This is a genomic window from Rhodopseudomonas parapalustris, assembly GCF_053772255.1.
Genome location: NZ_JAMKBZ010000022.1, coordinates 58,449 through 75,666, shown reverse-complemented (window position 1 = coordinate 75,666; position 17,218 = coordinate 58,449). Strand labels below are relative to the sequence as shown.

Genomic DNA, 17,218 nt, shown 5'->3' with positions numbered 1-17,218 from the left:
CGCCATGTACACCCAGGCGCTGAACGTGTCCGACGGTGACGACCGGAACATCGAGGACGCGACCAGCGCCGCGCGGTTCCAGGCGCGGATCGATGCCGAGGAGCGGATCGAGCCGAACGATTGGATGCCGGCGGCGTATCGCAAGACGTTGGTCCGACAGATCTCCCAGCACGCGCATTCCGAAGTCGTCGGCATGCTGCCCGAAGGCAATTGGATCACCCGCGCGCCGACGCTGCGACGCAAGGCGGCGCTGCTCGCCAAGGTGCAGGACGAATGCGGCCATGGCCTGTATCTCTACGCCGCTGCCGAGACGCTCGGTGCGTCGCGCGAGGAGCTGGTCGATCAGCTCCTCAGCGGCAAGGCCAAGTACTCGTCGATCTTCAACTATCCGACTTTGACCTGGGCCGACATCGGCGCGATCGGCTGGCTGGTCGACGGCGCTGCGATCATGAATCAGATCCCGCTGTGCCGCTGCTCCTACGGGCCCTATGCGCGCGCGATGATCCGCGTCTGCAAGGAGGAATCGTTCCACCAGCGCCAGGGCTACGAGATCATGCTGACGCTGGCCAAGGGGTCGGCCGAGCAGAAGGCGCTGGCGCAGGATGCGCTGAACCGCTGGTGGTGGCCGTGCCTGATGATGTTCGGCCCGCCGGATCAGGCCAGCCAGCACAGCGACACCTCGACCAAGTGGAAGATCAAGCGGTTCTCCAACGACGAGCTGCGCCAGAAATTCGTCGATGCGACCGTGCCGCAGGCGCACTATCTCGGCCTGACGCTGCCCGATCCAGATCTGAAGAAGAACGACGCGACCGGGCATTGGGAATACGGCACGATTGACTGGGACGAGTTCAAGCAGGTGCTCGCCGGCAACGGCCCGTGCAACCGCGACCGCATGGCGGCGCGGCGCAAGGCGCATGACGAGGGCGCCTGGGTGCGCGAGGCGGCTGCCGCCTACGCCGAGAAGCGCAAGAAGAAACTCGCGGCGTAAACGCGAGCGCTAACCTCTCCCCGCGCGCGGGGAGAGGTCGGATTGCGCAGCAATCCGGGTGAGGGGGCGTCTCTCAGGAGCCGATTAGTTGCGACTCGCGGAGACGCCCCCTCACCCCGACCCTCTCCTCGCAGGCGGGGAGAGGGAGATGAGGAAGGGAACGAGATATGACGACGCCGAACACGCAGCTGTGGGAGGTCTTCATCCGCAGCCGCAACGGGCTGGCTCACAAACACGTCGGCTCGCTGCACGCCGCCGACGCCACGCTGGCGCTCCAGGCCGCGCGCGACATCTACACCCGCCGCGGCGAAGGACTGTCGATCTGGGTGGTGCCGTCGAACGCGATCACCGCGAGCGATCCGGCCGAGGCCGGCATGCTGTTCGAGCCGGCGGAGTCCAAGATCTATCGCCATCCGACGTTCTACGAAGTGCCCGACGAAGTCGGGCATATGTAGTGAGCGGGGCTCCGCACGCCACACAACGAGACGTCATCCTGAGGCGCCGCCGCGCAGCGGCGGCCTCGAAGGATCAGCCGCAAGCCTCTCAACGTCATTGCGAGGAGCGAAGCGACGAAGCAATCCACAGGCTCAGTGCACGGCACTGGATTGCTTCGCTTCGCTCGCAATGACGAGGATAGGTCGATAGTTCAATTCAACCGATCGAGCTCGGCCGCCATGTCCACCACCATCGCCGATACCCCGCTGTTCACCACCACGCTGCGCCGCGCCGACGATGCGCTCGTGCTCGGGCATCGGCTGTCGGAATGGTGCGGGCATGCGCCGATGCTGGAAGAGGACATGGCGCTGTCCAACATCGCGCTCGACCTGATCGGGCAGGCGCGCGAGCTCTACAGCTATGCCGGACAGGTCGAGGGGCTGGGGCGCGGCGAGGATCAGCTCGCGTACTTGCGCGAGGAGCGGCAGTACCAGAATTTGCTGCTGGTCGAACAGCCGAACGGCGATTTCGCCCGCACCGTTGCGCGGCAATTGTTCTATTCGGCATTTGCCGACCCGTATTGGCGCGCGATGATGCAATCGTCCGACGCCACGATCGCCGCGATCGCCGCCAAGTCGGAAAAGGAAAGCGCCTATCACCTCCGTCACGCTTCCGAATGGATGATCCGGCTCGGCGACGGCACCGACGAGAGCCACGCCCGCGCCCAGGACGCCGTCGACGCACTGTGGGCGTTCACCGGTGAGTTGTTTGAGACTGACAATGCCGAGCGCCGGCTGATCGAAACCGGCGTCGCGGTCGATCCGGCGAGCCTGCATGCCACTTGGCAGAGCACAATCGACACGGTACTGCGCGAAGCGACGCTGACGGCACCGAGCAATCCGTGGATGCAGCAGGGTGGCCGCAGCGGCCGTCACACCGAGCATCTCGGCCGGCTGCTCGCCGAGCTGCAGCACATGCAGCGGACCTATCCGGGGCTGACATGGTGACGCTGACGGGCAGCGACGCCGAGCTGCGACAGCGCGCCTGGGATGCCGCCGCGACGGTGTGCGATCCGGAAATCCCGGTGCTGAGCATCGCCGATCTCGGCGTGCTGCGCGAGGTGCGGGTCGAGCACGGCAGCGTCGAGGTTGCGATCACCCCGACCTATTCCGGATGTCCGGCGATGAACATGATCGCGCTGGAGATCGAGACCGCGCTGGCGCGTGCCGGCATCGCGCGGGCGCGGGTCACCACCGTGCTGGCGCCGGCCTGGACCACCGATTGGATGAGCGAGGCCGGCCGCGCCAAGCTGAAGGACTACGGCATCGCGCCGCCGCAGGCGACCAGCTCACGCCGCGCGCTGTTCGGCACCCTCGAGGTCGCGTGTCCGCAGTGCGCCTCGACCGACACCGAGCAACTCTCCGAATTCGGCTCGACCTCGTGCAAGGCGCTGTGGCGCTGCAAGGCGTGCCGCGAACCGTTCGACTATTTCAAATGCCATTGAGCGCCACCATGAACATCTCCGCCAGCATTCCGCGCTTCCATCCGCTCACCATTGCCGATCTCCGCCGCGAGGGCCGCGACGCGATCTCGCTGGCGTTTACAATTCCGCCGGAGTTGGCGAGCGCCTATCAGTTCGTGCCTGGCCAGTATCTGACGCTGCGCACCACGATGGACGGCGAGGAGGTGCGGCGGTCGTATTCGATCTGCTCAGGGCCCGACGACGGCGAGTTGCGGATCGCGGTGAAGAAGGTCGACGGCGGTGCTTTCTCGGTGTGGGCGACCGAGGAGCTGAAGGCCGGCGATACGCTCGAGGTGATGACCCCGACCGGACGGTTCGGCTCGATCCACGCGGCGGCGGAAGTCCGCACCTATGTCGGCTTCGCGGCCGGCAGCGGCATCACTCCGATCCTGTCGCTGATCAAATCGGTGCTGGCGCGCGAGCCGGGGAGCCGGTTCTTCCTGTTTTACGGCAACCGCACCACCGATCAGATCCTGTTTCGTGAGTCTCTGGAGACGTTGAAGGACCGCTACCTCGACCGGCTCGCGGTGTTTCATGTGCTGTCGCAGGAGGAGCAGGACGTGCCGGTGATGCAGGGACGGCTCGATCGCGACAAGGTGCGGCTGCTACTCACCGCGATGGTGCCGGCGGCAAGCGTCGATCACGTCTTCATCTGCGGTCCGACCGGAATGAGCGACGATGTTGAAACGACTTGCCGAGAGCTCGGCATCGCCGCCGAGCGGATCCATGTCGAGCGCTTCGTTTCGGGGCTCGGCGGCAAGCCGCGGCCGAAAGCGGTGGTGGCGCCGGGCACGCCGCCGAAGGCGATCGCGTCGCTGATCATCGACGGCAAGCGCCGCGAAGTGCCGGTGGCGGAAGGTGAAGCCATCCTCGATGCCGCGCTCCGCGCCGGCGTCGATCTGCCGTTCGCCTGCAAGGGCGGCATGTGTTCGACCTGCCGCGCCAAGCTGGTCGAAGGCGAAGCCAAGATGGACCTGAACTACTCGCTGGAGCCGTGGGAGCTTGCCGCCGGCTTCGTGCTCACCTGTCAGGCGAAGCCGACCACCGATCGCGTGGTGGTGGACTACGATCATCTGTGATCGGAGGCGACGCGCACTCACCTCTCCACTCGTCATTCCGGGGCGCCGCGTAGCGGCGAGCCCGGAATCCAGAGGTTGTGGAACGATAAGGCTGAACAGCTCGAGATTCCGGGTTCGCTCACTTCGTGAGCGCCCCGGAATGACGAAGGGCGGGCTTACGGCTTCGCCGGATGAATGAACGGCCACGGGCTGGCTTCGCTGTCGCGGGGCACGTCGATCGCGATCAGTTGCGGGCCGCCGGCGGCCAGGGCCTTTTCCAGCGCGGGGCGGAAGTGGTCGGGCGAGGTGACGCGCGCGGCGCCGACGCCGAACGACTCGGCGAGCTTGACGAAATCCGGATTGACCAGATCGGACGCCACCACGCGGCCCTCGAAGCCGTGCAATTGGTCGCGCCGGACATTGCCGTAGGCGGAATTGTCGAACACCAGCGTCACCACGCCGATGTTGTACTGAACCGCGGTGGCGAGTTCCTGCACGCCGAACATGAAGCCGCCGTCGCCGGTGATCGCCACCACCGGCTTGTCCGGGCACGCGACCTTGGCGCCGAGCGCGGTCGGGAAGCCGGAGCCGAGGGTGCCCTGATAGCCGGAGGTGAGGAAGGTGCGCGGCTGATAGATCGGGAAGCCGTACCAGGAGGCGAAGCCGACCTGCGACAGCTCGTCGGTGACGATCGCATCGTCCGGCAGCACCTCGCGCAAAGTCTTTAAATAAGACATCTGCGGCTGGATCGCCTGGATGTCCTGCTGTGTCTTCGCCGTGGCGGCGCGGATCACGTCGCGGCGGCCTTTCGTCTTTGAATAGCCCGCCTTGCGCACGGCATCGACGAGCGCGCGGGCGCCGGCCTTGGCGTCCGACACGATCGCCGCGTCGGGCGCGAACCGCCGCATCTCCGCCGGATCGATGTCGATCCGCACCGACTTCAACCCCTCGGGGCGGAACGGCCAGCGGAAGGTGGTCGGCAGCTCCATCCGGGTGCCGATGCCGATGATCAGGTCCGTCTGTGGCCACAGCTGATAGGCGGCCGCAAAGGTGAGGCCGAGCTCGTGCCGGTTGCTGACGATGCCACGCCCCGACCGGAACGCCACCACCGGCGCATCGATCATCTCGGCGAGTTCGAGGATCTCGTCGCCGGCCTCCAGCGCACCGGCGCCGACGAAGATCATCGGCCGCTTGCTCGCCGCGATCAGCTTCGCCGCAGCGGCGACGCGATCGGGATCAGGGGCGGGCGGTGCGATCGGGTCGAGCTTTTGCGCGATGCCGGTCTCGGCGGTCTGCGTGAACACCTCCCACGGCATTTCCAGCGCCACCGGTCCTCGCCGGCCGCTCATCATCTCCTGGAACGCCCGCGCCACCAGCGCCGGCGCGTTGCCCGGATATTCGATCCGCTCGGCCCATTTGATGAAGCTGCGCAAGGTGGCGAGCTGGTCCGGCATCTCGTGCAGATGGCCGCGCCCCTTGCCGAGATAAGCGCTCGGCACCTGGCCGGTGAGACACATCACCGGCTCATTGCAACCGAACGCGGTGAGCAGCGCCGCGGAGGCATTCAGCACGCCGGGGCCGGGCACCACGCTGAACACGCCCGGCTTGCCGCTGGCGCGAGCGTAGCCGAACGCCATGTAGCCGCAGGCCTGCTCGTGCCGCGCGCCGATCACCTTCAGTTGCGCTTTGGCGAAGCCGTCGAACAGGCCATAGATCTGCGCCCCGGGCAGGCCGAACACGGTGTCGACGCCGTGCGCGACGAGGCCCTGCACGATCGCTTCGCCGCCGGTCATAATGCTCATCTGGATATCCGCTGCTTGCTGGAAAGAACTACTCGGCCTCGTCGATCACGCCGTTGCGCAAGATGCCGATGCCGTCGGCCTCGACCTCGATGACGTCGCCGGGCTTCAGATATACCGGCGGCTCGGCGCGTGCGCCGGCGCCGGCCGGGGTGCCGGTGACGATCAGATCGCCCGGCATCAGCGTGGTGAAGGTCGAGATGTAGGCGATCAGATAGCGGAAGCTGAAGATCATCCGCGAGGTGCGATCGTCCTGCCGGGTCTCGCCGTTGACGCGGGTGGTGAGGCGGATATCGGCGATCTGCGATTCATCGGTGTAGGGCACCAGCCACGGTCCCAGGCTGCCGGTGTGATCGAAGTTCTTGCCCTGGGTCACGTTGAACTTGGCGTGGCGGACCCAGTCGCGAATCGTGCCCTCGTTGCACAGGGTGATCGCGGCGATGTGGTTCAGCGCGTCGGCTTCCTTGATGTGCCGGCCGCCCTGGCCGATCACCAGCGTCAGCTCGCCCTCGTAGTCCAGCAGCTTCGACGCCCTCGGCCGCACCAGCGGCGTGCCGTGGCCGACGAAGGAGCGCGGCGTGCGCATGAACATCGACGGAAACTTCGGTGCCTCGCTGCCGTCCTTGTATTCGGCGTTGCGGTCCGGATAGTTGACGCCGACGCAGATGATCTTTTCCGGCTGCGGGATCGGCGGCTGAAGCTTCACGGCGTCGCGCGCGAAGTCGGGTGCGGTGTGGTCGGCCTCGTCGACGATCCGCTGCAGCGCGCCGGCGGCGATCACCTCGCGCAGCGTCGGATAGTCGTTGGCATGGCGGGCCGACAGATCGACCACCCCATGATCACACACCGCGCCGTAGCGGGTGAGGCCGTTGACAGTGAAGGTGGCGAGGTGAGGGGTGGGCATGGGCGTGTTCCGTTCCAGTGGCGTAGCGGCTTGAGTTTCCCTCCCCCTTGCGGGGAGGGTGGCCGGCCGTAAGGCCGGTCGGGTGGGGGAAGCCACACATTCAGTGCCCGTGGCCCCCCACCCCGGCCTCCGCTTCGCTCGGCCGACCCTCCCCGCAAGGGGGAGGGGTACATTCGGCGCCTCGTTTTCAATCCGCAATCACCACATCGGCTACGAACGCGGGCTCGCGGACGTCCTGGCCGAGGAACGGCGAGCCCTGTTCGAACCAGGAGCGCGGGGCGGGCGCCCCCCACAGCGTCTGGCGGCGCGGGTCGCGCAGCGACCAGCGGAGCGGCTCGTGGTCGTGGTCCATGGTCTGGTAGTCGCTGCAATACAGCTCGATGCGATGGCCGTCCGGATCGCGGACATAAAGGAAGAACGCGTTGGAGATGCCGTGGCGGCCGGGGCCGCGTTCGAGAGCCAGGCCACTCGACGCCATCACGTCGCAGAGATGGATGATGTTGAGCGGGCCGGGCACCCAATAGGCGAAATGGTGCAGCCGCGGGCCGCGGCCGTTGGTCAGTGCGAAGTCGTGAACGTTGCCCTTGCGGTGCATCCACGCCGCGGCGATGCGGCCGCCGTCGCCGTCTTCCTCGGCGTATTCGGTGAGGCGGAAGCCGAGCCGCGCATAGAAGTCGACCGTATCCTGGGTCTCGGCCGCGAACACGTTGAAATGGTCGAAGCGCTGCGGATGGCAGCCCTTGTAGCGCTCGTAGCGGCGCAGCAGATGCGGCCGCTTTTCCATCGTCGCGTACAGTTCGAGCCGGTAGCCGAACGGATCGGTGACGTGCAGGGTGCGGCCCTGATAGGGGCGGTCGACGAAGCTGTAGATCAGCCCATTCTCGGCGAAGAAGCTGCCGGCCTTGTCGAGATCGTCTTCATTGCCGACCTTGAAGCCGAGCCGCGCCGCGGCCGGCGCGTCGGCTTTCCGCAGCACCAGCGAGTGATGCTGATGCTCCTCGCAGCCGCGCAAGTAAGCGGTGGCGTCGTCGCGATCCTCGACGTGGAGGCCGATGATCTGGTCGTAGAACGCGACGCTCTTGTCCAGATCGACGACGTCCAGCACTACATGACTGGCGCGGACGATATTGAACGGCGGATCGAACACGTGTTGCGGAGCGGGCATCGGCGAGGTCCCCAGTGGTCGTGAAGTAAGTTCAGTAACGTCATTCCGGGGTGCGCCGTCAGGCGCGAACCCGGAATCCCGAGGTTGTGGAAACGGACTGTGCCCGTGGTGAGATTCCGGGTTCGCTCGCTTTCGCGAGCGCCCCGGAATGACAAGTGGAGAAGGTGATCGTCACACCGCCCCCAGCTTCTGAATCTTGTGGGTGCCGCGGGCCAGCGAGACGTGCTTGGTCTCCATGTAGAACTCGAACGAGTAGTCGCCGCCGTCGCGGCCGATGCCGGATTGCTTCATGCCGCCGAACGGCGTCGGCAGATGGCGGACGTTTTCCGAGTTCAGCCAGATCATGCCGGCTTCGAGCGCATCGGCGACGCGCAGCGCACGGCCCATGTCGCCGGTCCAGACATAGCCGGTGAGGCCATAGCGGACATCGTTGGCGATTTGAACCGCCTCGGCCTCGTCCTTGAACGGGATTACCGTGAGGAACGGGCCGAACACCTCGTCCTGCGCCACCTGCATGTCGCTGCGGGCATTCGTCACCAGCGTCGGCTGCACATAGTGGCCGCCGCCGGGGCCGACGTGAGGCGCGCCGCCGACCGCGATGGTCGCGCCGTCCTTCCGGGCGACGTCGACATAGGAGCAGACCTTGTCGAGATGGCGCTGATGAATCAGCGGGCCGACTTCGGTGGCCGGATCGAGCGGGTGGCCGACTCTCAGCGCACGCACGCGCGCCGTGAGCTTTTCGATGAATTGATCGGCGATCGACGCCTGCACCAGCAGCCGGCTCGACGAGGTGCAGCGTTCGCCGTTGAGCGAGTAGATCATGAACACCACGGCATCGAGCGCGCGGTCGAGATCGGCATCGTCGAACACGATCACCGGGTTCTTTCCGCCGAGTTCGAAGTGCACGCGCTTCAGCGTCGGCGCGCCCTGCGCCATGATGGCGGCGCCGGTGGCGGTCTCGCCGACGAAGGCGATCGCCTTGATGGCGGGGTGTTCGGTCAGTGCCTTGCCGGCCTCTTCGCCAAAGCCGTGCACGGTATTGAGCACGCCGTCCGGCAGGCCGGCGTCCTTGCAGATCCGCGCCAGTATGTCGGCCGTCACCGGCGACCACTCGGCCGGCTTGTGCACCACGGTGCAGCCGGCCGCGAGCGCGGGCGCGATCTTCCAGGTCGACAGCATGAACGGCGTGTTCCACGGCGTGATCACGCCGACCGGTCCGATCGGCACCCGGGTCGAGACGTTCCAGTGCTCGTCGCTCGGCGTGTTCAGCCCATCGCGCGCCTCGGCGCATTTGTCGGCAAAGAAGCGGAAATTCTCGGCGGCGCGCACCGCGGCCTTGGCCATGAAGCGATGCGCCTGACCGGTGTCGATGCATTCCAGCACAGCGATGTCGTCGGCGCGCGCCTCGATCGCATCGGCGATCCTGTGCAGCAGTTTGCGCCGCTTGGCCGGCGCCATGTCGCGCCACGCCGGAAACGCGGCCTTGGCGGCCTTGGCGGCGCGGTCGATGTCCGCCGCCGTGCCGCGCGCCACCTGCGCCAGCACCGCATTGTCGATCGGCGAGGCCGTCTCGAACACTGCGCCGGATGAGGCCGCAACGATTTCGCCGCCGATCAGATGGCCGATGCCATCGGCCTTGAGTTGCTTCAGCAGCGGTGCGGCGCGGTCGAGATTGGCCTGCAATCCGGAAGGGGGCGTAGCGGCATCAGCCATGGCGGGCCTCGGCGATCAGGAGGTCGTGGATCGAGTTGCGCTTCCAACTCGTCTCCTTGTCGTTGACTTGCATGTCGAACGACAGCGCGAAGCCCTCGTCGCCGAACAGCGGATCAAGATGATGCGAGAGCTGGGCGAAGATGTGGTCGCCGGCGCGCTTGCGGGCGGCGAGGTCGCGGCCTTCGCCGAGCCGCAGCAGCATCGCGAGAAAACTGAAGCCCGGCCGGCCATCGGCGATCGCGTATGTCTCGCAACGAATCGCGCGGACGCGGATGCCGCCGACCGGAAAGATTCCGGTCTCGATCGCAGCGGTGCGAACCAGTTCGACGATCTCGGCCATGTCCACCTTGTCGTCGAGATTGGCGGAATATTCGATGGTGAAATGCGGCATGTGTCCCTCGCTTCGGCGCGTCACCCGAAGTAACAACTCACGGTGCCGTAGGGCCCGAAGTCGGCCTGGATCGTATCACCCTTCGCGGTCTCGATCGCGCGGATGAACGAGCCGGCCAGCACGATCTGGCCGGGCTCCAGCGCCAGCCCCTGCGGCGCGATCTTGTTGGCCAGCCACGCGACCGCGGTCGCCGGATGGTTGAGCACGCCGGCGGCGAGGCCGGTCTCTTCGAGCTGGCCGTTCTTGGTAGCGAGCGCGCCGATCCAGCGGAGATCCGTGTCGAGCGGGCGGATCGGCCGGCCGCCGAGCACGATGCCGGCATTCGCGGCGTTATCGGCGATGGTGTCATAGATCTTGCGCGTCGCCTTGGTCTCCGGATCGACCCGCTGCACCCTCGTGTCGAGGATTTCGAGCGCAGGCACCACGAAGTCGGTGGCGTTCAGCACGTCGAAGATCGTGCAATGCGGGCCAGCGAGGCGATGCTTGATGACAAAGGCGAGCTCGGCTTCGACCCGCGTGGCGATAAAGCGATCGGTCGGCACGATGCCGCCGTCACTAAAGAACATGTCGTCGAGCAGAATGCCGCTGTCCGGCTCATCGATGCCGAGCTGGCTCTGCATCGCCCTCGACGTCAGCCCGATCTTGTGGCCGCGCACGCGGCGGCCGGCGGCGAGCTTGATCTCGATCCAGGCGCCTTGGATCGCATAGGCATCGGTGATCGTGATCGCCGGATGATCGAGCGACAACTGGCGGATCTGGACCTTGGTTCGTTCGGCGCGATCGAGCCGTTCGGCCGCCGCGCGGATGTCGTCGTTCGAAAGCGCCATCGTCGCTCCAGCGAAAATCGTTTCATCCCGGCGCGGTTCGTTCAACAAAACCGTCGCGCAGCAGATGATTAACATGTTAAATGACCGCGCTCAAACCGAAACCGCTCCTGTTGCGATGCAAAAATCTCCGCCACCGTCATTGCGCGCGAAGCGAAGCGATCCAGCGGTGCGATCCAAAGCTGGATTGCGTCGACGCGATACGCCCCGCAACGACGGGGAGGAGTCGGGCCGAAGCAAAGCGCCGATGCGCGAGTTTTCGCGCTCGCTGCCGATGCTGCTGCTGCGCGGCCGCGAGGCGGTGATGCGGCACTTCCGGCCGCTGCTGCGCGCCCATGGGCTGAGCGAGCAGCAATGGCGGATTTTGCGCGTGCTCGCCGCGGCCGAAGCGATCGAAGTGACGGAGTTGGCGGAGCGCGCCTTCCTGCTCGGCCCGAGTCTGTCGCGGATGCTGCGGGATCTCGAGGCGCGCAAGCTGTTGGCACGCAAGCTGGTGAAGGACGACCTGCGCCGCAGCACGGTCTCGATCACCGCCAAGGGGCTGAAGCTGATCGAAACTGTCGCGCCGTTTTCGGAAGCGATCTATGCCGAAATCACGCGGCGGACCGGTGGCGATCGGCTCGCCGAACTCCAGGACCTTCTGCGTGCACTGGAGGCGAGTCTGATCGCGATGCCGGTGCGCCATGCCGGAAGCGCGGTGGACAGCGAAGCCGAATTTCGCTCAACTCGCGCTCCTAAAAAGCGACCGCGGCCGAAGTCCGCGGCACGGGGAGGAGACGACGAATGACGCAGCACGCGACCGCTGGCCGGCGGAGTGCGCCAAGATGGTGACCGTGCAGGTCGATCGGCTGATCGATTTCGTCGCCCAGGTGTTCGAGCGCGCGGGCTCGTCGAAGGAAGAGGCGCGGCGGATCGGCTCTTATCTTACCACCGCTAATCTCACCGGCCACGACAGTCACGGCGTCATCCGCGTGCCGGTCTACATCCGCTGGCGCAACGCTGACGCGGTGCATCCGGACCAGACTGTCGACGTCCCGGTCGATCTGCCGTCGCTCGCGGTGGTCGACGGCAAGTTCGGCTACGGCCAGACCGTCGGGCCGCAGGCGGTGCGGATTGGCATCGATAAATGCAAGACACAGGGGCTGTCCGCGGTTGCGCTGAAGAACGCAGGCCACATCGGCCGGATCGGCGACTGGGCCGAGATGGCTGCGGCCGAAGGGTTGGTGTCGATCCATTTCGTCACTGCGGCGGGCTCTGTCCTGGTAGCGCCGTTCGGCGGCGTCGATCGCAGATTGTCGACCGCGCCGTATTGCGTCGGCATTCCGCGGACGGGCGCGCCGCCGGTGGTGCTCGATCTCGCCACCTCGATCGTCGCCGAAGGCAAGGTGCTGGTTGCGGCGCGCGGCGGCAAGAAGCTGCCGCAAGGCGCGCTGATCAATTCCGACGGGAGCTTGAGCGAAGACCCGGCGACGCTGTACGGCCCGCACGAGAAGGACGGCCCGATCAATCACGCCAACGGCCAAGGCGCGATCCGCGCCTTCGGCGAGCACAAGGGCTCGGGGCTCGCACTGATCTGCGAACTGCTCGGCGGCGCGCTCACCGGCAACGGCGCGACCGGGCCGAACCGGCCGTTCGCCAACGGCATGTTCTCGATCTATGTCGATCCCAAACGGATCGATCCGGCGCACGTCTTCGATGCCGAAGTCACGCGCTACGTCGATTACTTCAAGAGCGCCAAGCCGATCGCCGGCGTCGATCAGGTTCTGATCCCCGGCGATCCGGAAACACGCACGCGCGCCGAGCGTACCAAGAACGGCGTCCCGCTCCCCGACGACACCTGGGCCGCGATCGTCGCCACCGCCCGCGAGGTCGGTGTCGACGAGGCCGCGATCCGGGCGGCGACGGCGTGAATTTCCGTCATTGCGAGCGAAGCAATCCAGGAGCCAAGCGTGGGGCGCTGGATTGCTTCGTCGCTTCGCTCCTCGCAATGACGGAGAGAGGATCTCGATAACTAAAAACCGACTGCGGCAGGAAAGAACTGGCAATGGCAAACAAGGTGAAACAACTCTGGGCCGACGGCAAAGTCGTGGTCAATGGCTGGCTGGCGATTCCGTCGGGGTTCTCGGCGGAGGTGATGGCGCAGTGTGGGTTCGACAGCGTCACGGTCGATATCCAGCATGGCGTGCAGGATTATCAATCGATGGTCACCTGCTTCCAGGCGATGCAGGCGCATCCGGTGACGCCGATGGTGCGGGTGCCGTGGAACGAGCCGGGCATCATCGGCAAGGTGCTGGACGGCGGCGCCTATGGGGTGATCTGCCCGATGGTGAACACCAAGGAAGAAGCGGAGAACTTCGTCCAGTATTGCAAGTACCCGCCGCGCGGCACCCGCAGCAACGGACCGATCCGTGCCGGCCTGTATGGCTCGTCCGGCAACTATCAGGCGACCGCGAACGACGAGACGCTGTGCATCCCGATGATCGAGACCCGCACCGCGGTCGAGAACATGGAGGCGATCCTCGACGTCGAGGGTATCGCCGGCGTCTATATCGGCCCGTCCGATCTCGGCTTCTCCTACGGCCTGGTGCCGAAGCTCGACCGCGACGAGCCTGAGATCCTGAAGATCTACGACAAGCTGCTGAAGGAATGCGACAAGCGCGGCATCTATCCGGGTATCCACTGCTCCGGCCCGGAGGGCGCCGCCCGCAACATCGCGCTCGGCTTCAAGCTGGTGACGCTGCTCAACGACAGCGGCATCATGGCGATCGGCGCCCGGAGCTGGGTCGCCGAGACGCGGAAGAACTCGGGCGGGAAGGCGTAAGGGCCGCCGCCCTCAATCTCCACTCACCGTCATCCTCCGCGAAGGCGGAGGATCCAGTATTCCAGCGCATTGGTGTTCGGTCGCAAACGCTCTGGGATACTGGGTCGCCCGCCTTCGCGGGCGATGACAGCAGTGTGTGAGGGGCCAGACGCCTTCCGCTTGTGCACCCCTTGCCCTTTGTTAGCGCTTGATCGCCCCGAGCTCCGGTGTTCTGCTTAAATTCAATGCCGGAGCTGCCCTTGTGTCGATCTATGTCGCCCTTCATCACGTCACGCATTACAAATACGACCGTCTGGTCGATATCGGTCCTCAGACCATCCGGCTGCGTCCGGCGCCGCATACGCGGACGCCGATTCTGTCGTATTCGCTGAAGGTCACGCCGGCGAACCACTTCATCAATTGGCAGCAGGACCCGCAGGGCAACTGGCTGGCGCGGTTCGTGTTTCCGGAGAAGGCGGACGAGCTGAAGATCGAGGTCGATTTCACCGCGGCGATGACGGTGATCAACCCGTTCGACTTCTTCGTCGAGAGCTATGCCGAGAGCTTTCCATTCGCCTACAGCGCCGACCTGCAGCACGAGCTGGCGCCGTATCTGGCGACGATCGAGCCCGGGCCGTTGTTCAAGGCGTATCTCGATTCGATCCCGCGCGAAGCCGAAAGCACGGTCAACTTCCTCGTCGACCTCAACGCCAAACTGCGCGAGCGCGTCAACTACATCATCCGGATGGAGCCGGGCGTGCAGACGCCGGAGGAGACGCTCGCCAAGAGCGCCGGCTCGTGCCGCGACTCGGCGTGGCTACTGATCCAGACGCTGCGGCACCTCGGCCTCGCGGCGCGGTTCGTGTCCGGTTATTTGATCCAGCTTCGCCCCGACATCGAGTCGCTCGATGGGCCGAAGGGCGCCGCGCACGATTTCACCGATCTGCACGCCTGGGCCGAAGTCTATTTGCCCGGCGCCGGCTGGGTCGGCTTCGACGTCACCTCTGGTCTGCTCGCTGGGGAGGGCCATATCCCGGTCGCCGCCACGCCGCATTATCGCACGGCGGCGCCGATCTCCGGCGTGGTCGGCTTCGCCAATGTCGATTTCAACTTCGACATGCGGGTCGAACGAATCCGCGAAGCGCCGCGCATCACCAAGCCGTTCTCCGACGAGAGCTGGGCGCGGCTCGATGCGCTCGGCGAAAAGGTCGATGCCGATCTGGTCGCGCACGACGTGCGGCTGACGATGGGCGGCGAGCCGACCTTCGTGTCGATCGACGATCTGGAATCGCCGGAGTGGAACGTCGCCGCGGTCGGCGGCGCCAAGCGGATGCTGGCGGACGATCTGATCCGACGGCTGCGCACCCGGTTCGCACCCGGCGGTCTGCTCCATTTCGGTCAAGGCAAATGGTACCCGGGCGAAAGCCTGCCGCGCTGGGCCTTCGGTCTGTACTGGCGCAAGGACGGCGTGCCGATCTGGAACAATGCCGATCTGATCGCCCCGGTGGTCGGGCAGCGGCCGGCCAAGGTCGAGGAGGCCGAGCAGTTCGCGATCGGCACGGCGAAGCGACTCGGGATCGATACCGACTACGTGCTGCCGGCGTTCGAAGATCCGAACCATTGGCTGCAGAAGGAAGCGGCGCTGCCGCCGAACGTCGATCCGCTCGACAGCAAGCTGTCCGATCCGGAAGAGCGTGCCCGGATGGCGCGGGTGTTCGACACCGGGCTGAATACGCCGCGCGGTTTCGTGCTGCCGATCCAGGCGTGGAATGCGGAAGCGACGCCGGCGCAGAAGAAGCGCTGGCGCAGCGAGCGCTGGAAACTGCGGCGCGGCAATCTGTTTCTGCTGCCGGGCGACTCGCCGCTCGGCTTCCGGCTGCCGATTTCGTCGCTGCCGCACATCCCGGAAGACGACTATCCGTTCATCGTGCCGCGCGATCCGCTCGAGCCGCGCGGCACGCTGCCGCTGTTCGCGCCGCCGCCGGCGAGCGAAGCCAAACCCGCGCGCGATCAGATGGCGGTGGTCGAACAGTCGGCCAGCGAGGCGACGACAAGTCAGCAGGTCGAGGAGCAGAAGCTGCGCAAGGGCGGGGTGCGCACCGCGATGTCGATCGAGTTGCGCGAGGGCGTGCTGTGCGCCTTCATGCCGCCGACCGAGAGAATCGAGGACTACCTCGAACTGATCGCTGCGGTCGAAGCCACCGCCGAGGAGATGCAGATCCGCGTGCATATCGAAGGCTATCCGCCGCCCTACGATCCGCGCATCGACGTCATCAAGGTGACGCCGGATCCGGGTGTGATCGAAGTCAACATTCAGCCGGCCACGAACTGGCGCGAGGCGGTGCGCACCACGTTCGGTCTCTACGAAGACGCCGCTCAAGTGCGGCTCGGTGCCAACCGCTTCCTGATCGATGGCCGCCACACCGGCACCGGCGGCGGCAATCACGTCGTGGTCGGCGGCGCCAGCCCTGCGGACTCACCGTTCTTGAGGCGGCCGGATCTCCTCAAGAGTCTCGTGCTGTTCTGGCAGCGACATCCGTCGCTGTCCTATCTGTTCTCCGGCATGTTCATCGGGCCGACCAGCCAGGCGCCGCGGATCGACGAGGCACGGCACGATTCGCTGTATGAACTGGAGATTGCGCTGGCGCATGTGCCGCCGCCGGGCGTGAAGGGCCCGCTGTGGCTCGCCGACCGGCTGTTCCGCAACATCCTGGTCGATATCACTGGTAATACCCACCGCGCCGAGATCTGCATCGACAAGATGTACTCGCCGGACAGCCCGACCGGCCGGCTCGGCCTGGTCGAATTCCGCGCGCTGGAGATGCCGCCCGATCCGCGGATGAGTCTGGCGCAGCAGCTTCTGATCCGTGCGCTGATCGCGATGCTGTGGCGCGAGCCGCTGGACGGCAAGTTTGTTCGCTGGGGCACAGCGCTGCACGACCGCTTCATGCTGCCGCATTATCTGTGGGAGGATTTCCGCGACGTGCTCGGCGAGCTGGCGCGCGCCGGCTACGCGTTCGAGCCGGAGTGGTTCACCGCGCAGCTCGAGTTTCGTTTTCCCGTGTTCGGCAGCGTGTATCACGGCGGTGTCACGCTGGAGGTGCGCCAGGCGCTGGAGCCGTGGCATGTGCTCGGCGAAGAGGGCACCGCAGGCGGAACGGTGCGCTATGTCGACAGTTCGGTGGAGCGGCTACAGGTCAAGGCCGAGGGCTTCGTCGAGGGCCGCCACGTCATCACCTGCAATGGCCGCCGGTTGCCGATGACGTCGACCGCTCGCTCGGGCGAGGCGGTGGCGGCGGTCCGGTTCAAGGCGTGGCAGCCGGCCGCGGGGATGCATCCGACGATTCCTGTGCATGCGCCGCTGGTGTTCGACATCGTCGACACCTGGAACGGCCGTTCGCTCGGCGGCTGCGTCTATCACGTCGCCCATCCCGGCGGCCGGGCCTATGAAACCAAGCCGGTGAACTCGTATGAAGCCGAGGCGCGGCGGCTGGCGCGGTTCCAGGATCACGGTCACACCCCCGGCCGGATCGATCCGCCGCAGGAAGAACGCACACTTGAATTCCCGCTAACCCTCGACTTGCGGACGCCACTGCTGCATTGAATCCTTCCACATGGG

Annotated in this window: 15 protein-coding genes; 9 read left to right on the top strand and 6 right to left on the bottom strand. The window is 66.2% G+C overall.

The genetic code is table 11. The features are described 5' to 3' along the window. Positions 1–4: 4 nt before the first annotated feature. From paaA to paaE, 5 genes are all read left to right on the top strand, one after another. Complete coding sequence (gene paaA / locus M9H71_RS18250) at positions 5–988, top strand: 1,2-phenylacetyl-CoA epoxidase subunit PaaA (protein ID WP_455406362.1); 984 nt, start codon at positions 5–7, stop codon at positions 986–988. A 167-nt stretch (positions 989–1,155) separates the two neighbouring features. Then, entirely contained in the window at positions 1,156–1,443 is a 288-nt protein-coding gene (gene paaB / locus M9H71_RS18245; RefSeq protein ID WP_011159305.1) for a 1,2-phenylacetyl-CoA epoxidase subunit PaaB, read from the top strand. A 219-nt stretch (positions 1,444–1,662) separates the two neighbouring features. Further along, positions 1,663–2,430 carry a 1,2-phenylacetyl-CoA epoxidase subunit PaaC gene (paaC, locus tag M9H71_RS18240; RefSeq protein ID WP_455406361.1) on the top strand — a complete coding sequence of 256 codons (768 nt, stop codon included), beginning with the start codon at positions 1,663–1,665 and terminating at the stop codon, positions 2,428–2,430. Beyond that, positions 2,424–2,927, top strand: coding sequence for a 1,2-phenylacetyl-CoA epoxidase subunit PaaD (paaD, locus tag M9H71_RS18235; protein ID WP_455406360.1), 504 nt, complete (start codon positions 2,424–2,426; stop codon positions 2,925–2,927). The genes paaC and paaD overlap by 7 nt, the downstream gene beginning before the upstream one ends. Positions 2,928–2,935: 8 nt before the next feature. Next, positions 2,936–4,024 (top strand): 1,2-phenylacetyl-CoA epoxidase subunit PaaE, encoded by a 1,089-nt coding sequence (gene paaE, locus M9H71_RS18230; protein WP_455406359.1) that lies wholly within the window; start codon positions 2,936–2,938, stop codon positions 4,022–4,024. 155 nt (positions 4,025–4,179) lie between these two features. Here the strand turns inward: paaE and M9H71_RS18225 are convergent, their stop codons facing one another. The 6 genes from M9H71_RS18225 to hpaH form a co-directional block, all read right to left on the bottom strand. Next, positions 4,180–5,805, bottom strand: a complete 1,626-nt coding sequence (locus M9H71_RS18225) for a thiamine pyrophosphate-dependent enzyme (RefSeq protein WP_455406358.1) — start codon at positions 5,803–5,805, stop codon at positions 4,180–4,182. Positions 5,806–5,833: 28 nt separating this feature from the next. Then, on the bottom strand, positions 5,834–6,706 hold the full coding sequence (locus tag M9H71_RS18220) for a fumarylacetoacetate hydrolase family protein (RefSeq protein ID WP_455406357.1): 873 nt from the start codon (positions 6,704–6,706) through the stop codon (positions 5,834–5,836). 187 nt (positions 6,707–6,893) lie between these two features. Continuing rightward, positions 6,894–7,871: a 3,4-dihydroxyphenylacetate 2,3-dioxygenase gene (gene hpaD / locus M9H71_RS18215; RefSeq protein WP_455406356.1), complete on the bottom strand. Its 978-nt coding sequence runs from the start codon at positions 7,869–7,871 to the stop codon at positions 6,894–6,896. Between the two features lie 171 nt (positions 7,872–8,042). Further along, positions 8,043–9,584 (bottom strand): 5-carboxymethyl-2-hydroxymuconate semialdehyde dehydrogenase, encoded by a 1,542-nt coding sequence (gene hpaE / locus M9H71_RS18210; protein WP_455406355.1) that lies wholly within the window; start codon positions 9,582–9,584, stop codon positions 8,043–8,045. Next, positions 9,577–9,975, bottom strand: coding sequence for a 5-carboxymethyl-2-hydroxymuconate isomerase (locus tag M9H71_RS18205; RefSeq protein ID WP_455406354.1), 399 nt, complete (start codon positions 9,973–9,975; stop codon positions 9,577–9,579). Before M9H71_RS18205 ends, hpaE begins: the two co-directional genes overlap by 8 nt. Positions 9,976–9,995: 20 nt before the next feature. Further along, entirely contained in the window at positions 9,996–10,802 is an 807-nt protein-coding gene (gene hpaH / locus M9H71_RS18200; RefSeq protein WP_455406353.1) for a 2-oxo-hept-4-ene-1,7-dioate hydratase, read from the bottom strand. On the opposite strand from hpaH, the gene hpaR reads away from it, so the two are divergent. The 4 genes from hpaR to M9H71_RS18180 all read left to right on the top strand — a co-directional run bounded on the left by hpaR (position 10,780) and on the right by M9H71_RS18180 (position 17,203). Further along, positions 10,780–11,586, top strand: coding sequence for a homoprotocatechuate degradation operon regulator HpaR (gene hpaR / locus M9H71_RS18195; RefSeq protein WP_455406352.1), 807 nt, complete (start codon positions 10,780–10,782; stop codon positions 11,584–11,586). The genes hpaH and hpaR overlap by 23 nt on opposite strands. A gap of 37 nt (positions 11,587–11,623) precedes the next feature. After that, complete coding sequence (locus tag M9H71_RS18190) at positions 11,624–12,709, top strand: malate/lactate/ureidoglycolate dehydrogenase (RefSeq protein WP_455406351.1); 1,086 nt, start codon at positions 11,624–11,626, stop codon at positions 12,707–12,709. Between the two features lie 134 nt (positions 12,710–12,843). After that, positions 12,844–13,620 carry an HpcH/HpaI aldolase family protein gene (locus tag M9H71_RS18185; RefSeq protein WP_230766075.1) on the top strand — a complete coding sequence of 259 codons (777 nt, stop codon included), beginning with the start codon at positions 12,844–12,846 and terminating at the stop codon, positions 13,618–13,620. 241 nt (positions 13,621–13,861) lie between these two features. Then, positions 13,862–17,203 carry a transglutaminase family protein gene (locus M9H71_RS18180; RefSeq protein WP_455406350.1) on the top strand — a complete coding sequence of 1,114 codons (3,342 nt, stop codon included), beginning with the start codon at positions 13,862–13,864 and terminating at the stop codon, positions 17,201–17,203. The last annotated feature ends 15 nt before the right edge of the window (positions 17,204–17,218 follow it).

Excerpts from the sequence above, each read along its gene's own strand:
- paaA (WP_455406362.1), top strand. The coding sequence starts at position 5 with ATGTACACCCAGGCGCTGAACGTGTCCGACGGTGACGACCGGAACATC.
- paaB (WP_011159305.1), top strand. The coding sequence starts at position 1,156 with ATGACGACGCCGAACACGCAGCTGTGGGAGGTCTTCATCCGCAGCCGC.
- paaC (WP_455406361.1), top strand. The coding sequence starts at position 1,663 with ATGTCCACCACCATCGCCGATACCCCGCTGTTCACCACCACGCTGCGC.
- paaD (WP_455406360.1), top strand. The coding sequence starts at position 2,424 with ATGGTGACGCTGACGGGCAGCGACGCCGAGCTGCGACAGCGCGCCTGG.
- paaE (WP_455406359.1), top strand. The coding sequence starts at position 2,936 with ATGAACATCTCCGCCAGCATTCCGCGCTTCCATCCGCTCACCATTGCC.
- M9H71_RS18225 (WP_455406358.1), bottom strand. The coding sequence starts at position 5,805 with ATGAGCATTATGACCGGCGGCGAAGCGATCGTGCAGGGCCTCGTCGCG.
- M9H71_RS18220 (WP_455406357.1), bottom strand. The coding sequence starts at position 6,706 with ATGCCCACCCCTCACCTCGCCACCTTCACTGTCAACGGCCTCACCCGC.
- hpaD (WP_455406356.1), bottom strand. The coding sequence starts at position 7,871 with ATGCCCGCTCCGCAACACGTGTTCGATCCGCCGTTCAATATCGTCCGC.
- hpaE (WP_455406355.1), bottom strand. The coding sequence starts at position 9,584 with ATGGCTGATGCCGCTACGCCCCCTTCCGGATTGCAGGCCAATCTCGAC.
- M9H71_RS18205 (WP_455406354.1), bottom strand. The coding sequence starts at position 9,975 with ATGCCGCATTTCACCATCGAATATTCCGCCAATCTCGACGACAAGGTG.
- hpaR (WP_455406352.1), top strand. The coding sequence starts at position 10,780 with ATGTCGTCGTTCGAAAGCGCCATCGTCGCTCCAGCGAAAATCGTTTCA.
- hpaH (WP_455406353.1), bottom strand. The coding sequence starts at position 10,802 with ATGGCGCTTTCGAACGACGACATCCGCGCGGCGGCCGAACGGCTCGAT.
- M9H71_RS18190 (WP_455406351.1), top strand. The coding sequence starts at position 11,624 with ATGGTGACCGTGCAGGTCGATCGGCTGATCGATTTCGTCGCCCAGGTG.
- M9H71_RS18185 (WP_230766075.1), top strand. The coding sequence starts at position 12,844 with ATGGCAAACAAGGTGAAACAACTCTGGGCCGACGGCAAAGTCGTGGTC.